General features: G+C 42.1%; 12 protein-coding genes. 9 read left to right on the top strand and 3 right to left on the bottom strand.

The features are described 5' to 3' along the window. Nucleotides 1–38: 38 nt before the first annotated feature. The 6 genes from ACQ86K_RS02095 (at nucleotide 39) to ACQ86K_RS02070 (ending at nucleotide 9298) form a co-directional block, all read left to right on the top strand. On the top strand, nucleotides 39–1751 hold the full coding sequence (locus tag ACQ86K_RS02095) for a glycoside hydrolase family 3 protein (protein WP_091175486.1): 1713 nt from the start codon (nucleotides 39–41) through the stop codon (nucleotides 1749–1751). A gap of 206 nt (nucleotides 1752–1957) precedes the next feature. Beyond that, nucleotides 1958–3532, top strand: coding sequence for an ATP-dependent helicase (locus ACQ86K_RS02090; RefSeq protein ID WP_431199711.1), 1575 nt, complete (start codon nucleotides 1958–1960; stop codon nucleotides 3530–3532). Beyond that, the gene (locus ACQ86K_RS02085) at nucleotides 3466–5127 is read left to right on the top strand and encodes a PD-(D/E)XK nuclease family protein (protein WP_431199710.1); all 1662 of its coding nucleotides are present in this window, start codon (nucleotides 3466–3468) and stop codon (nucleotides 5125–5127) included. The genes ACQ86K_RS02090 and ACQ86K_RS02085 overlap by 67 nt, the downstream gene beginning before the upstream one ends. Nucleotides 5128–5203: 76 nt before the next feature. After that, a complete protein-coding gene (locus tag ACQ86K_RS02080; RefSeq protein ID WP_143020897.1) occupies nucleotides 5204–5524 on the top strand; it encodes a glucose-6-phosphate dehydrogenase in 321 nt (106 codons plus the stop codon). Between the two features lie 298 nt (nucleotides 5525–5822). Further along, a complete protein-coding gene (locus tag ACQ86K_RS02075; protein ID WP_091175493.1) occupies nucleotides 5823–7169 on the top strand; it encodes a M28 family peptidase in 1347 nt (448 codons plus the stop codon). Between the two features lie 650 nt (nucleotides 7170–7819). Beyond that, nucleotides 7820–9298, top strand: a complete 1479-nt coding sequence (locus ACQ86K_RS02070) for a rhomboid family intramembrane serine protease (RefSeq protein ID WP_091175498.1) — start codon at nucleotides 7820–7822, stop codon at nucleotides 9296–9298. A gap of 1 nt (nucleotide 9299) precedes the next feature. On the opposite strand, the gene ACQ86K_RS02065 is transcribed toward ACQ86K_RS02070, so the two are convergent. The 3 genes from ACQ86K_RS02065 to ACQ86K_RS02055 are packed head-to-tail and all read right to left on the bottom strand — an operon-like array spanning nucleotide 9300 to nucleotide 11209. Further along, entirely contained in the window at nucleotides 9300–10100 is an 801-nt protein-coding gene (locus ACQ86K_RS02065; RefSeq protein WP_091175501.1) for an ABC transporter permease, read from the bottom strand. Between the two features lie 3 nt (nucleotides 10101–10103). Next, nucleotides 10104–11003: an ABC transporter ATP-binding protein gene (locus ACQ86K_RS02060; protein WP_091175504.1), complete on the bottom strand. Its 900-nt coding sequence runs from the start codon at nucleotides 11001–11003 to the stop codon at nucleotides 10104–10106. Further along, complete coding sequence (locus ACQ86K_RS02055) at nucleotides 10997–11209, bottom strand: hypothetical protein (protein ID WP_090530816.1); 213 nt, start codon at nucleotides 11207–11209, stop codon at nucleotides 10997–10999. Before ACQ86K_RS02055 ends, ACQ86K_RS02060 begins: the two co-directional genes overlap by 7 nt. 349 nt (nucleotides 11210–11558) lie before the next feature. Here ACQ86K_RS02055 and ACQ86K_RS02050 point away from each other — a divergent pair, with 349 nt between their 5' ends. From ACQ86K_RS02050 to ACQ86K_RS02040, 3 genes are read left to right on the top strand one after another with little or no spacing between them, the layout of a single operon-like run. Then, nucleotides 11559–12506 carry a sensor histidine kinase gene (locus tag ACQ86K_RS02050; RefSeq protein ID WP_431199709.1) on the top strand — a complete coding sequence of 316 codons (948 nt, stop codon included), beginning with the start codon at nucleotides 11559–11561 and terminating at the stop codon, nucleotides 12504–12506. A 27-nt stretch (nucleotides 12507–12533) separates the two neighbouring features. Then, on the top strand, nucleotides 12534–13859 hold the full coding sequence (locus ACQ86K_RS02045) for a 3-keto-disaccharide hydrolase (RefSeq protein ID WP_256337563.1): 1326 nt from the start codon (nucleotides 12534–12536) through the stop codon (nucleotides 13857–13859). Nucleotides 13860–13913: 54 nt separating this feature from the next. Next, the gene (locus ACQ86K_RS02040) at nucleotides 13914–14648 is read left to right on the top strand and encodes a LytR/AlgR family response regulator transcription factor (protein ID WP_090530824.1); all 735 of its coding nucleotides are present in this window, start codon (nucleotides 13914–13916) and stop codon (nucleotides 14646–14648) included. Nucleotides 14649–14844: the final 196 nt, after the last annotated feature.

The raw sequence follows: 14844 nt of genomic DNA, 5'->3' as shown, positions 1-14844 counted from the left end.
TTTTCATCAAAAATTCAGAATAACGCTACATTTGGCCTATGCAAGCTTCTAAAAACCGCATTTTCTACCCGCTGATTATCATCTTCACATTTTTCACCGCCGATGTTTTTGCACAAAAAGAAAGTTATATCCAATTGTTAGGCAAACAAAACCGCTGGGTAGATTCGGTGTATCATAAAATGAGCCGCAAGCAGCGGGTTGCACAATTATTATTTGTACGGGCGCATACCAATAAAGGAAAAGCCTATGAAGATTCGGTTGGGCAGGTGATTAAAGAGCAGCAATTGGGGGGCGTTGTGTTTTTTCAGGGCGGACCGGTGCGCCAGGCCAACCTAATCAATAAATACCAGAAACTGGCCAAAGTACCTTTAATTATAACTATGGACGGCGAATGGGGCCTGGGTATGCGCCTGGATTCTACGATATCATACCCATACCAAATGACCCTCGGTGCCATACAGGATGATAACCTGATTTATAAAATGGGCCAACAGGTAGCTTATGATTTTAAACGCCTGGGCATGCAAATGAACCTTGGCCCCGATATGGATGTGAACAACAATCCTAATAACCCGGTTATCAATTACCGCTCTTTTGGCGATAATATGTATAACGTGGCCAAAAAAGGTATTGTTTATTTTAAAGGCATGCAGGATGCAGGCTTGCTTACTTCGGCCAAGCATTTTCCGGGGCATGGGGATACCAATGTCGATTCGCATTTTGATTTACCGCTGCTGCCTTATAGTCGTAGTCGATTAGATTCTTTAGAGATGTATCCCTTCCGGGAAGCCATCAATGCGGGTATCAGCGGGGTAATGATCGCTCATATGGGGATCCCTTCTTTAGATAATACGCCAAAACTACCCTCAACCCTTTCGCGCCCTATTATTACCGGAATCCTGAAAGATTCGTTAAACTTTAAAGGCCTGGTGATATCCGATGCGATGGAAATGAAAGGGGTAACCAAATATTTCCCCAACGGTGAAGCCGATGTAAAGGCATTTATTGCCGGCAATGATATCATTGAACTATCTGAAAACTCAGACCGGGCTATACTCTTGATCCGTAAAGCTGTGAGGCATGGCAGCGTTAGTGCTGTTGAGTTTGAAGCGCGGATCAAAAAGATCTTAGTTGCCAAATACTGGGCAGGGCTTAATCAATACAAGCCAACTACTTTAACCAATTTAAGCCAGGACATTAACAGCGATGCCGCCAAAGCACTGGTACAACAACTAAGCGATGCCGCGGTAACCCAATTGAAGAACAATAATGTAAAGCTTAATCCATTTTTAAAAACAGCCATCGTGAGTATAGGCGTAAGCTCGCCAACGCTTTTCCAGATGGAGGTTGTAAAAAGTTTCCCGAACAGTCGCATTTTTATAATTAATAAAGATGCACCGGCGATTGCAGTTACCAATATCCTGAACTGGCTTAAACAGTACCAGCAGATTATTGTAGGCATACATGATACCCGCCTCCGCCCGCAGAGCAAGCTTGATTACAGCAGCGATGTAAAACTGATGATTGCCGACCTGGCATCACGCAAAAACACAGCATTCAGTGTGTTTGCCAATGCTTATACCATAGCGGGTTTGCCGGGACTTGAAAACGCTGGCAGTTTATTGGTTTGTTACCAGATGTCGCCCGAACTGCAACAGTCGGCAGCCAAAGTACTTGCGGGACGCTTAAAACCTACGGGTAAGTTACCTGTAAGCGTGAATGCTTTTTTTATTACAGGGATGGGGTTGTAGTCGCCCCCGGCCCCCTAAAGGGGGAGTTCAAGTATAATATTAACGGGAGGCAATCAATTTCCATTTTAAGTCCTAATTTTGATATCGGTGGTTTTGGGGTTCAGATAAGTATCCTAAGAACGCCCGACTATCAAGCATCAGAATACTAAGAATTTTAATAACCAAATTAGAAGTCTTCCCCTTCAGGGGGAGATTTAGAGGGGCTTATGCAATCTACATTCAATAAATATAACGCTAAATTCCAGGAAGCCTTAGCCGGTTTAAACCCCGAGCAATTGGCCGCGGTTAACAAAATGGATGGCCCTGTACTTGTAGTAGCGGGCCCCGGTACAGGCAAAACGCAGATCCTGGCAGCGCGGATAGGTAAAATCCTGACTGATACAGACGCTTTACCCAGCGAAATCCTGTGCTTAACGTATACCGATGCCGGTGCAGTGGCCATGCGTAAACGTCTGTTCGAATTTATCGGCCCCGATGCTTACCGTATTAATATATATACGTTCCATGCGTTTTGTAATGAGATCATCCAGGAAAACCTGGAATATTTCGGCAAGCTGAATTTGGAGTCGCTTTCAGACCTGGAATCGGCTATGCTATTCCGGGAACTGGTTGATGAGTTCCCGAACGATCACCTGCTGAAGCGTTTTACGGGCGATATTTATTATGATGTTCCCCGGCTTAAAAGCCTGTTCAGCACTATGAAGCGGGAAAACTGGAACGCCGAAATGATTGAGCAGGCGGTAAATGACTATCTTGAAGACTTGCCTAACCGCGAGGAGTTTATTTATAAACGGGCTAATGCCAAAGCGGGCATCAAGATTGGTGATCCGAAACAAAAAGATATTGACGCCGCGCATGATGTGATGAAAAAACTGCTGGCGGCTGTTGGAGAGTATCAAAACTATACAGAAAAAATGAAAACGCGCGGCCGCTATGATTATGACGACATGATTATTTGGGTGTTGCGCGCTTTCCGCGATAATGAAGAAATACTTCGTAAATACCAGGAACGTTATCAGTATATTCTGGTAGATGAGTTCCAGGATACCAGCGGATCGCAAAACGAGTTGCTGCGCTTTTTGCTTAATTATTGGGATACCCCGAATGTTTTTGTGGTAGGCGATGATGATCAGTCGATCTTTAAATTTCAGGGAGCCAACATGAAAAACATCCTTGATTTTGCCAATGACTATGTAGATACACTATACACCGTAGTGCTAAAACATAACTATCGCTCCAGTCAGCAGATCCTCGATATTTCAAAAGCGCTTATCGACAACAATTTTGAGCGATTAACAAGTCAGCTCAATTTAGATAAAGCTTTAAAATCATCTCATCCGCGTTTTAATAACCTGTTGGTTGAGCCGGTGATCCGGGAGTACGAGAACCCTGATAAAGAACTGGTTGATGTATCGCTGCAGATAAAACAACTGGTTACTGACGGTGTACCTCCGGGCGAGATAGCGGTAATTTACCGCAACCACAACCAGGTTGAGGAGATGATCAAATTTTTGGATGTGCAAAAGATCCAGGTAAACACCAAACGCAAGATAGACGTGCTTACCCAACCCTTTGGTGAAAAGATCATTAATATCTTGCGTTACCTTGCCATGGAGCTCGATTCGCCATACAGCGGGGATGAATTGTTGTTTGAGATCATGCACTATGATTTCTTTAACATCCCCCTATTGAAATTGCCAAGGCAAGCGTTGCAGTGTTTAAAGAAAACTTTGGTACCCTGGCTTACAATCAGCCTAAAACTTCTATCCGCCGTTACGTAAGCGAGATGAGGCCACCCAAACAAGCAGACCTTTTTCACCCCGACCAGCAGCAAGAGATGCGCTACCTCATCAGCAATATTGATTACCTGCTCAAAGAGGCGGTAAGTGTTACACTGCAGCAGCTTTTTCAAAGTGTGATAGCCAAAATGGGCATCCTGAAATATATTATGCAGCAACAGGATAAGGGCAGCTACATGCAAATGCTTACCAGTTTTTTCGACTTCCTGAAAGATGAAAGCCGCAAAAGGCCCGACATCAGCCTGGATGATTTGATCTCGACCATCGAAATGATGAAGAAACATCAGATCCGCCTGGAGCTTAACCAAAGCATCTTTTCGGAGAATGGTGTCAACTTCCTCACGGCACACGGCTCAAAAGGCCTTGAGTTTGAATATGTGTATTTTATTGGCTGCGACAAACGTACCTGGGACAGCAAAGGCCGTAACAGCGGTTTCAGCTATCCCGACACACTTACCCGTTCCGCCGCTGATGAAATTGCACAGAAAGAGGAAGCGCGCCGCCTGTTTTATGTGGCAGTAACACGTGCCAAGCAGCACCTTATGATCTCATACGCCGCTAAGGACAGGAAGGACAAAGACCAGGAGGCAAGCCAATTTATAGGCGAGATATTAGCCAGCACCAATATGCAGGTACAATACCCTAAAGTGGATGCCATGGATATGATCGAGTTCCAGGCAACCCAATTCAGCGAAGCCGAAAAACCAAAGGTTGAGTTGCTGGATAAAAACTACATCAACCAGCTGCTGCAAAATTACACGCTATCGGTAACCCACCTGAGCAGTTACCTGGACTGCCCGCTGCGGTTTTATTTTCAGTGTTTGATCAGGGTGCCATCGGGTAAAAGTCCGGCGGCTACTTTTGGACAGGCGGTACACTGGGCACTCAACAAAACTTACAGGCAGTTGAAGGATAATGACAACGAGTTTTTGAGTACGGAAAATTTCATGCGCGAGTTTAGATGGTATATGGCCCGCAATCGCGATTCATTTACTAAAGATGAGTTTAAGCTGCGCTCAGCCTACGGCGAAAAGATCCTGCCGCCATATTATGAACAAAACGTACCGCATTGGAACAAGATAGCTGTTACCGAACGATCTATAAAAAACATTGAAGTAGCAGGTGTTCCTATTAAAGGTAACCTGGATAAAATAGAGTTTGACGGCAAGCAGGCTACCGTTGTTGATTACAAAACTGGTAAGCCTAAAAATGCAAAAGATAAACTACTGCGCCCAACCAATGATTTGCCCAACGGCGGCGATTACTGGCGACAGGCTGTTTTCTATAAAATACTGATAGATCATGACCGCACTACCGACTGGCAGGTGATCAGCACCATTTTCGATTTTGTTGAACCCATAAGCGATGGTGAATATTACCGCGAAAAATTTGTGATAACACCGGAAGACGTAGAGACAGTAACCGGGCAGATCACCGAAACTTACGCCAAAATCATGGCGCACGATTTCAGCACAGGCTGCGGCAAAAAAGAATGCGATTGGTGCCATTTTGTAAAAAGCAATTTTAAACAAGCTGATGAGATTTTAGGGATTGTTGCGGAGGAGGAAGGAGAATAAAAGATGCTGATGTAGAGACGCATAATTGCGTCTCTCGCAGGACAGAAACAATTGCATTATAATCCTCACAATATAAATGGAAGAAAAATATCAAAATAAATATCGCACGTCATCACCTCGTTTAGCTGGATGGGATTATGGGGCTCATGGTTTATATTTTGTAACCATCTGTACCCTTAACCGTGTACCATATTTTGGAGATATCCTCCCAAATGAAAATAATGAAGCTCTATTTCTACAATCCTCAATTATGGGTGAATTCGCTCATATCAACTGGTTAAAAATTCCAGAAATTAATCCATTTGTCGAATTGGATGAATTTGTGGTAATGCCAGACCATTTGCATGGGATATTGTTTTTTAACAAGCCTGATAAAAATCAATTGGGAAGCAAATAAATTCGGTGTTCAAAAAGATAACGTGGCTTCTGTATTGCGTGGCTATAAATCATCCGTTAAGAAATATGCGAATGACAACAACATCGATTTTGCTTGGCAGCCTCGTTATTATGATCGGGTAATTAGAAATGATCGTGAGTACAATAACATAAAGCAATACATTCATAACAATCCCAACAACTGGTTTACTGAAAGAGATAGGTTTGAAAATTTATATATCTGACCCAAATCATCAAGGTTGACCTGTATGGTCGGAGACGCAATTATGCGTCTCTACGGGAAAAAACATCATCATCATATGAAACACATCTTCTTATTCCTCCTCCTTATCCTTACCCTCCCGGCCTCCGCTCAAACCATCGTAAAGCAGGACACGGGCATTAAGCAAATGGTTGATGAGGTATCAGCCAAAAACATTGAGGCTACCATCCGCAAACTGGTTAGCTTTAAAAGCAGGCACACGCTGAGCGATACCACCAGCAAAACCACCGGCAGCGGTGCAGCACGCAACTGGATCAAGGCCGAAATGGAAAAATATGCGACTGAGTCAAACGGGAAGATGACCGTGCAGTTTGATACGTTCACACAGCCTAAAGGTACACGTATCGATAAACCCATCAAACTCAAAAATGTACTGGCTATATTAAAAGGTACCGATCCGAATGATACCCGGGTGTATCTGGTATCGGGACATTATGATTCACGCATCAATGATGTGATGGACGCCAACGGGGTTGAACCCGGTGCCAATGATGATGCTTCAGGCACTGCACTTTCGATGGAACTGGCCAGGGTGATGGCTAAAAGATCGTTCCCTGCCACTATTATTTTCATGACAGTGGTTGGTGAAGAGCAGGGTTTGTATGGATCTGCCAACGTAGCCAAACGGGCCAAAGCCGAAAACTGGAATGTGGATGCCATGCTGAATAATGATATCGTTGGCAATACTTACGGCATAGAAACCGACCTGAAAGATAACCGTAGCGTACGTGTTTTTAGCGATGGTGTACCTACCGCAGCTACCGATAAACAAGTGGCAGCTTTGAAATCATTAGGAGGGGAAAATGATAGTCCGTCGAGGCAGTTGGCAAGGTATACCAAAGAAATTGGAGAGCGTTATGTTGATCAATTAGACGTAAAGCTTATTTACCGGCGAGATCGCTATTTGCGCGGCGGCGATCACCTGCCATTTTTAGAACAGGGCTTTACGGCTGTAAGGTTTACCGAAATGAACGAGAATTTTAACCGTCAGCATCAGAATATCTGCGCCGAAAACGGTGTTGAGTACGGCGACCTGCCTGACTTTGTTGATTTTAATTATGTGCAAAAAGTAGCCCGCATGAACCTTGCAGTATTGGCTAATCTCGCTTCAGCCCCGGCCGGGCCTCAGAATGTAGGCGTGATCACCAGCGACTTAACCAATAAAACTAAACTGAAATGGGAAGTACCTTCCACGGGTAAAAAGCCCGCCGGCTATTATGTACTGATGCGCGAAACCATCAGCCCCTATTGGGAAAAGAAATTCTATGTAACCGATACTATAGCTACGTTGAATTACTCAAAGGATAATTATTTCTTCGCGGTACAGTCTGTTGATGCTGAAGGGCACGAAAGTTTACCGGTGTTTCCGAAGCCTGTTAGATAGTCTGATAAACATGTCAAATATTTCGTCATTCATCGATGCAATTTTCATGGGCTTAGGGCTTTTTATTCCTTTGCTTTTCCTGTTGAAATTCACAAGCCTTTTTCACAAGAAAATAGATATTAAAACGCTGATCATCTCAACAAACTTATTGCTGCCTATAGCTGCAACAATCAATCTGATATTCTTTGTTTCGGAAATATTTGCAACGTATTATTCACAAACAACTATGAACAGATTAGGGTAAATAACCGCATACTTGGCCCGTATTGGTTTGCATTTGCTATGCAAGCTTTTATTTATTTCTTGCTTCCGCAAATGATGTGGATTAAAAAGGTGCGGACATCGATCATTGCAACTATAGTTTGGGGATTGTTTGCATACGCTTTAGCAGCTTTTATTTTTTACGCCGAACATTATTCCGATTATATCACAAGCTTCAAATCTTCAATAAATTTTTAGCTGATTTAAAATCGCTGATGATTTTCATGCTGCTGCTTGTAACCATTTATTTTGGGGAATCTAAAAAGGGCTCGTAATCCGATCAAAACAACAGGCTCAACCTAACTAATCCGATCATTGATATGCGACAATGTTTTTTTGACTAATAAGAGATTTATTGTCATCTTTATAGCTAAAAAAGTCCTAACCTTATGGCATTTAGCTTTACCCCTTCATTTAAGAAACAAATTGATACAAACAACGCCGACCCAAAACATATCCTGGTAATTGCACTCGAAACCGCCCGGCAACTGGATTGGAGAATAATTTATACCGGAAAAAATGGGCTTATAACAATTATAGGCGGAGGCCTTTTTTCACCCATGCAGGAGTTCAGGCTTGTTATTAATCAGTCTGATATTTTGCTGATAAGTAAAAACGCCGACGGAAAAATTACTGATTGGTCGGAAATGAACGAAGAGAATGTAAATACTTTCATCGAAAAATATGATCAGCTTAAAACATCTCTGAACAGCGAATTTATCGAGGAAAAATTGGTCGAACTCACTCCCATATTTGAATCTGAAGAAGAAGATATCTTAAACGCCCCTCCACCAACCCCAAAAGAAAAGTTACTGGGATTCCTTAGTTTCTTTATACCACGGCCTGAATACTTCATAACACCAATAATTATAAATGTTAACATCGCGATTTTTATTATTATGGTTATTCGTGGTGTATCGACGTTCGAACCTACAGTAAGCGACCTCATTAGCTGGGGAGCAAACTTTGGGCCACTCACTTTAGATAATCAATATTGGAGACTAATAACGGCAATTTTTCTTCATATCGGCATCATGCACTTGCTTTTAAACATGTATGCCCTGATGTATATAGGTATGCTACTTGAACCCTGGCTTGGCAAACTAAAATTTGCAGCTGCCTATTTATTGACAGGTTTATCTGCCAGCATAGTTAGTGTTACAACGCATGGGTTTATTGTTAGTGCAGGTGCATCCGGGGCTATATTTGGCATGTATGGTGTATTTCTTTCCATGCTCACAACAAATATTATCGAAAAAAACGTACGAAAGCAACTTTTGGTCAGCATAGGCTTTTTTGTCGCTTTTAATTTATTATATGGTACTAAAGAAGGGATTGACAACGCGGCTCACGTTGGTGGACTGGTAAGCGGATTCATTATAGGATACCTTTACTATCCAAGTCTTAGCAAACCGGATAATACAGGATTAGAAGTTCTCTCTGTAATGTCCATTGCCGTTTTAACACTACTATGCTGTACCGTTACCTACTATCAAACACCTAATCCATTTGCGATGTACCAGAAAAAGATGAAGGATTTTGCCGTTAAGGAGTCAATGGCATTAGAGGTAATGCAAATGCCAAAAAATACGGCTAAAGATGTTTTAATGTCCGAACTGAAGGATAGGGGTATATACTATTGGAATGAAAATATCCAGGTTATCAACTCTGCTGATTCACTCGACCTTCCCGAACCTTATAAGGTTCGCGACAATATGCTTAAAAAGTACTGCCAGCTACGCATCAATAGTTATAATTTATTATATAAGAGGTTACAGGACAGCACGACAGTTAGGCTTCCGTCCATAGATTCGGTTAATCGCGAAATTGCTGAGATCATTGATGACTTGAGTAAACATAACAAATAATCTACTTCACGCTCTTACGCTGCACAATAAAATATCCTGCCACAAATACAACAACTGCTATAGCCATACTTACAAATACATCTTTAGTAAAAACATCTATTTGTAACCGGTTGGATGGATCGCCATGATTGTTTTTCAGCATGCTACTGATAGCTGCCATTGGGTGTGCATATGGAAACAGGTAGCTATACTCCCAGCCTTTTGAAGCCGCCACAACGCCGGCTATAGTACATATAAAACCAATCCCCATCGGCTTTAAAAAATCTGCCCAAAATAAACTGAGTAAAAACTGAATGGAAAGGATACCTAATGATGATAAAAACAGTTTGAAATAGATCTGTGCCAGTTCTTTCTCCATGTGGAAATCGTCGAACCGTAACTCTGGTTTTACTATGCTTAACAAATTGCCGAAACCAATGGTAAACAGCACAAACAACGCAAGGCAAACAAATACAAGGAAAACCGCATAAAAAAATTTAGCCGCATAAACCGACCAGCGGGGGATTGGCAGATTAAACAAGGTTTTCCAGGTATCGGCCCGGTGTTCGATACTGTTTACGGAGTATGCTATAAATATGATATACATTGGCAGCACCAATGAGCCCATGATACCCAAAATAGCACCAGCAAACTGTAGCCAAAGCATCATCGGCGGCATTGACACCAACTTTTCACTTTTGGTATAAAACCCTACGAACAACAAAACACCTATAAATAAAGGAAGCATTACCGAAGCCCAAAAGCCAAGTGTTTTACGGCTTTTGTAAAACTCCGAACGGAATGACAGTATAAATCCTTTCATGGCTTAGGCTCTTTGGGTGATATCTAAAAATAGTTTTTCCAGGTCTTTTTGCTGTTTACTGATGCTGTAAACCATTTGCCCGTTTTTATTAAGCAGGGCGTTGATCTCGCCCATTTGTTGTTTGGAGATGTAGGGTACCAGTAAATGCTCGTCGGTTACTTCGGTAACGTTAATATGGTGGCGGGTTAACAGGTTGGCGGCGTCAACGGTATTTTCGGCATCAACGCGCACCAGTGGTTTGCTGATGGCCTGCAGGTCGGCAATACTGCCCTGAAAAAGCATTACGCCATTATTTATAATCCCCACATGCGTGGCCATCCGTTCAATCTCGCCAAGCAAATGGCTTGATATAAAAACAGTTTTACCATGTTTGGACACAAGCTTTTTCAACAGCTCGCGGATCTCGATGATACCGTTTGGGTCGAGGCCGTTGGTAGGCTCATCTAAAATCAACAATTTAGGATCGGCCAGCAGGGCCAGCGCAATACCCAGGCGCTGCTTCATCCCTAATGAATATTGCCCCGCTTTTTTATTGGCGGCGGCAGTTAGCTGTACCAGGTCGAGCATATCTTCTACGCGCTGAGCAGGCGCCTGCAATAATAAGGCCCTGTTCAATAAATTTTCCCTCCCGGTTAAGTGCTGGTATAAAGCAGGCTGCTCAATAAGCGAACCTATTTGCGAAAGTATGCTGATGCGGCTTGTTTTGATATCCTGCTCAAAAATGTGAATGTTACCTGCATCGGGTTTTAGCAGGTTAAGCAGGAGTTTGATAGTAGTGGTTTTCCCGGCACCGTTGGGACCGAGAAAACCATATATACTTCCTTCTGGAACTTGCAGCGCGAGTGATTTAACTACCTGCTGCTTACCAAAGGTGAAGGAAAGGCCTTCGGTAGTAATTACCATATGTTATTGTTTTTTGCTATTGAGCAAACAGTTTTAACCATTACAAAACCTTTGTGAAACAATGAGGTAGCATGTACTGCTGTGCGGCCAATTATTGCTGTTTCCTTTTTTTGCTCGAACTGGTAACTTACACCCAAAATAAGGGCAAACATTACCGGGATCAATAACATGATAAAAGGATTTGAATTTTTGATAAGCGTTTTCATTGTGAGTGTTGATTTTATACAACAAAGGAATATTAAAAAAATAACCTGCTAAAATGATTTAGACCAACACACTTTGTTTATAGATGAACGCTTTTCTGCACCTTTTAACCAGTTCATCGATAATAAAAGCCAGTTCATCGAAAAAATGAGCGGCTATATATAAATAACAGGCCGATATCATTATCAAAATATTAAATTAGATGCCACACCCGTAAACATAAAAGGGATTTAAAAACAGCGAATGGAGGCTTCATTACCATTACCGAAATCCAGAACCGGAATAAAAACCGCCTGGATAATTTTTTGGCACCTGTTTTTTTGGACGGGCATTATATCCTTTTTTGTTTTTTTGGCAAGGCTAAACGACGCGCAGCTCAGTACCAAAGAGCTACTGGTGATCTTTTTGCTTTATCCTACTATTAATATCAGCTTATTTTATCTTAACTACCTGGTTTTTATACCTAATTTCCTTAATAAAAAACGGTATTGGCAATATGCCACAGCTGTACTGGTAAGCATAATAATATATGGCATAGGTAAATATGGAGTAGGGTTAATATTTAAGGATATTGTGTTAGTACATCAAAAAGGGCATGTAACCAGTTTTGCCACCTATTTTTACAGCAGTATTTTTACCAGTCTGATATTTGTTTTCCTGAGCACAGCGCTAAAGTTCAGTACAGACTGGTTCCTGAACGAACGCATTCAGCGCGACCTTGAAAATCAGCGCCTTATTGCCGAGCTGGCTTTTCTAAAATCGCAGATCAACCCGCATTTTTTATTCAACTCCTTAAACAGTATTTATTCACTGGCCTATCAGCGTTCGGAAACTACGCCCGAAGCTATCTTAAAGCTGTCGGAAATTATGCGTTACATGCTCTATGAATGTAACGAAAACAAAGTTGACCTGAGTAAAGAACTCCAGTACCTGCAAAACTACATCGATCTGCAAAAGATCCGCTTTGGCAGCAAGGCATTTATTGATTTTAAGGTAGATGGCAATATCACCGATCAAAAAATAGAACCTCTGTTACTGATCGCTTTTATCGAAAACGCTTTTAAGCATGGCGTTGCAAATGATATCAACTCCCCTATAAAGCTACTTATTAACGTAGCGGATGGTAAACTGCATTTTTACATCCAAAACAAAAAACATAACAATAACCGTGATGCTGTAGGTGGAATTGGTTTGATAAACGTGCAGCGCCGGCTCAACCTGCTTTACCCCAACAGGTACTCTTTAAAAATAAGGGATGAAGAATATACCTACACCTGCGAATTATCAATAGATTTATAGTTATAACCTATTATAACCATGACCTGTTTGAAAAAATTGCTCCTAGCCCTGTTTCTTGCAGCATCGGCCATTACCGCATGTGCACAAACCGACCCTAAGGCAACCGAAGTTTGGGACCCTGAGCCTGAAGTAGTTTTACCGGGCGCCGGTAACAAGCCGCCATCCGATGCTATCATTTTGTTTGATGGCAAAAATTTGGACAAATGGACAGATCAGAAAGGCAACAAACCGGGCTGGATAGTAAAAGATGGTATTGTAACCGTTAAGCCGGGCAGCGGCTCTATCATCACCAAACAAAACTTTGCCGATTGCCAGCTGCATATCGAGTGGCGCACCCCTGCCATTGTTAAAGGCAACGGCCAGGAACGTGGCAACAGCGGCGTAATTATGCAAAGCCGCTACGAACTGCAGATCCTCGACAGTTATAAAAACCGTACCTACTCAAACGGGCAGGCCGGTTCTGTTTATAAACAATACCTGCCGCTGGTAAATGCCTCGCTTAAACCGGGCCAGTGGCAAAAGTATGATATCATTTATACTGCCCCGCGCTTCAATATCGACAGCTCGGTTAAATCACCGGCTTACATTACCGTATTACACAATGGCATACTGATACAAAACCATGTAGCTATAAAAGGAACAGTGGCGCATGTTGGTCAGCCCAAATATCAAAAACACGCCTTCGCCTTACCCCTGTTGCTGCAGGAGCATGAGTTTCCGGTATCGTTCCGCAATATCTGGATCAGGGAGATTGGGGTTCAAAAATTGTTAAACGGCAAGGATAAAAAGGATTGGTATACCTACCTGGATACTTTAGGCAAGGATAATGATGTACATAACAACTTTGCCATTGAAAATGGTATGGTGCATGTAATGGGCAAGTATTTCGGTTATATGGCCACCAAAAAATCGTACGATAATTATTACCTGAAAGTAGTATTTAAATGGGGGAGCAAACAATATCACCCGCGCGAAAAGGGCGTACGCGATGCAGGTGTTTTATATCATTTTGGGGAGGGTGATAAAGATATTGTATGGCCAAGATCGATAGAATGCCAGATTCAGGAGGGTGATTGCGGCGATATTTGGTGCGTACAACATACTAATGTGGTTACGCCCAATAAATCGGCCATTGAGTGGGACCAGCAGCGTGTTTACCGCACCGCCAATTTTGAAAATCCGCGCGGCGAATGGAACATCATCGAAATCATTTGCAATGGCAACCAGATTGAACATTATGTTAACGGACATTTGGTAAACTGGGGAATAGCCTCATTATCGCACGGTCGCATCCTTTTGCAATCTGAAGGGGCCGAAATCTGGTATAAATCTGTTGAATTGACGCCGTTATAACAAAACAGCATATTAAAAAATTTAGAATAACCATTATTACATTATTTTTACGCTATGATCAGATGTTTGGTAGTTGACGATGAGCCTTTGGCGCTGCATATTTTGGAAGACTATATTTCCAAGATGCCTTTTTTGCAATTGGTTAAAGCCACAACTAACCCCATCGAGGCGCTTACCATGGTACAGGCCGCCGAAGCCGATCTTGTATTTTTAGATGTTCAGATGCCCGAGCTTACCGGCATCCAGTTTTTGAAAATTGCTAACGGTAAAGCCAAGGTTATTTTAACTACAGCCTACCCGCAGTACGCGCTTGAAGGTTACGAACTTGATGTGGTTGATTACCTGTTAAAGCCAATCGCATTTGATCGCTTTTTTAAATCGGTACAAAAAGCACAAAGCATTATCCAGCCTGTTGCAGCCAAACCACAGGTAGTGATGCAGGCCGAACCCGTGCAGCAGGATGATTTTTCAACCGATTTTATCTTTGTAAAAACCGAACATAAGATTCAAAAGGTATACCTGCATGATATTATGTTTATTGAGGGTTTAAAGGATTATATAAGCATTTTTACCTCTGCCGAGCGGATTATTACCCTGCAGGGCATGAAAAAAATGGAAGATGCCTTGCCCGAAAAACATTTTGTACGTGTACATAAATCATACATTGTAGCTCTCAATAAAATAGACAGTATTGAACGGAGCCGCATCCAGATCGGCGACAAGATCATCCCTGTAGGCGACACCTATCGCGATGAGTTTTTCAGGATGATTGAGAATAAAAATATTTAGGGGTATGTTTTATTTATTCGGAAAGTACCTTCTCCCCACATTTGCTCGTGGTCGGTATTTCCATCGCACCACTTCCCTAATTAACACGGTACTGTGATAATACCAGGCATGGGCTTAATGATATAGTTTTATTAACAATCACCTTTCCTCTCAATCCTTACAACTTACCTATTTAAAAAATATATTTCATAAAAGT

Source organism: Mucilaginibacter sp. P19 (assembly GCF_050632265.1).
GTDB classification, from domain to species: Bacteria; Bacteroidota; Bacteroidia; order Sphingobacteriales; family Sphingobacteriaceae; genus Mucilaginibacter; species Mucilaginibacter gossypii.
This window is presented reverse-complemented; position numbering and strand designations above follow the sequence as displayed.

Excerpts from the sequence above, each read along its gene's own strand:
- ACQ86K_RS02040 (WP_090530824.1), top strand. The coding sequence starts at position 13,914 with ATGATCAGATGTTTGGTAGTTGACGATGAGCCTTTGGCGCTGCATATT.
- ACQ86K_RS02060 (WP_091175504.1), bottom strand. The coding sequence starts at position 11,003 with ATGGTAATTACTACCGAAGGCCTTTCCTTCACCTTTGGTAAGCAGCAG.
- ACQ86K_RS02065 (WP_091175501.1), bottom strand. The coding sequence starts at position 10,100 with ATGAAAGGATTTATACTGTCATTCCGTTCGGAGTTTTACAAAAGCCGT.
- ACQ86K_RS02055 (WP_090530816.1), bottom strand. The coding sequence starts at position 11,209 with ATGAAAACGCTTATCAAAAATTCAAATCCTTTTATCATGTTATTGATC.
- ACQ86K_RS02070 (WP_091175498.1), top strand. The coding sequence starts at position 7,820 with ATGGCATTTAGCTTTACCCCTTCATTTAAGAAACAAATTGATACAAAC.
- ACQ86K_RS02090 (WP_431199711.1), top strand. The coding sequence starts at position 1,958 with ATGCAATCTACATTCAATAAATATAACGCTAAATTCCAGGAAGCCTTA.
- ACQ86K_RS02080 (WP_143020897.1), top strand. The coding sequence starts at position 5,204 with ATGGAAGAAAAATATCAAAATAAATATCGCACGTCATCACCTCGTTTA.
- ACQ86K_RS02075 (WP_091175493.1), top strand. The coding sequence starts at position 5,823 with ATGAAACACATCTTCTTATTCCTCCTCCTTATCCTTACCCTCCCGGCC.
- ACQ86K_RS02095 (WP_091175486.1), top strand. The coding sequence starts at position 39 with ATGCAAGCTTCTAAAAACCGCATTTTCTACCCGCTGATTATCATCTTC.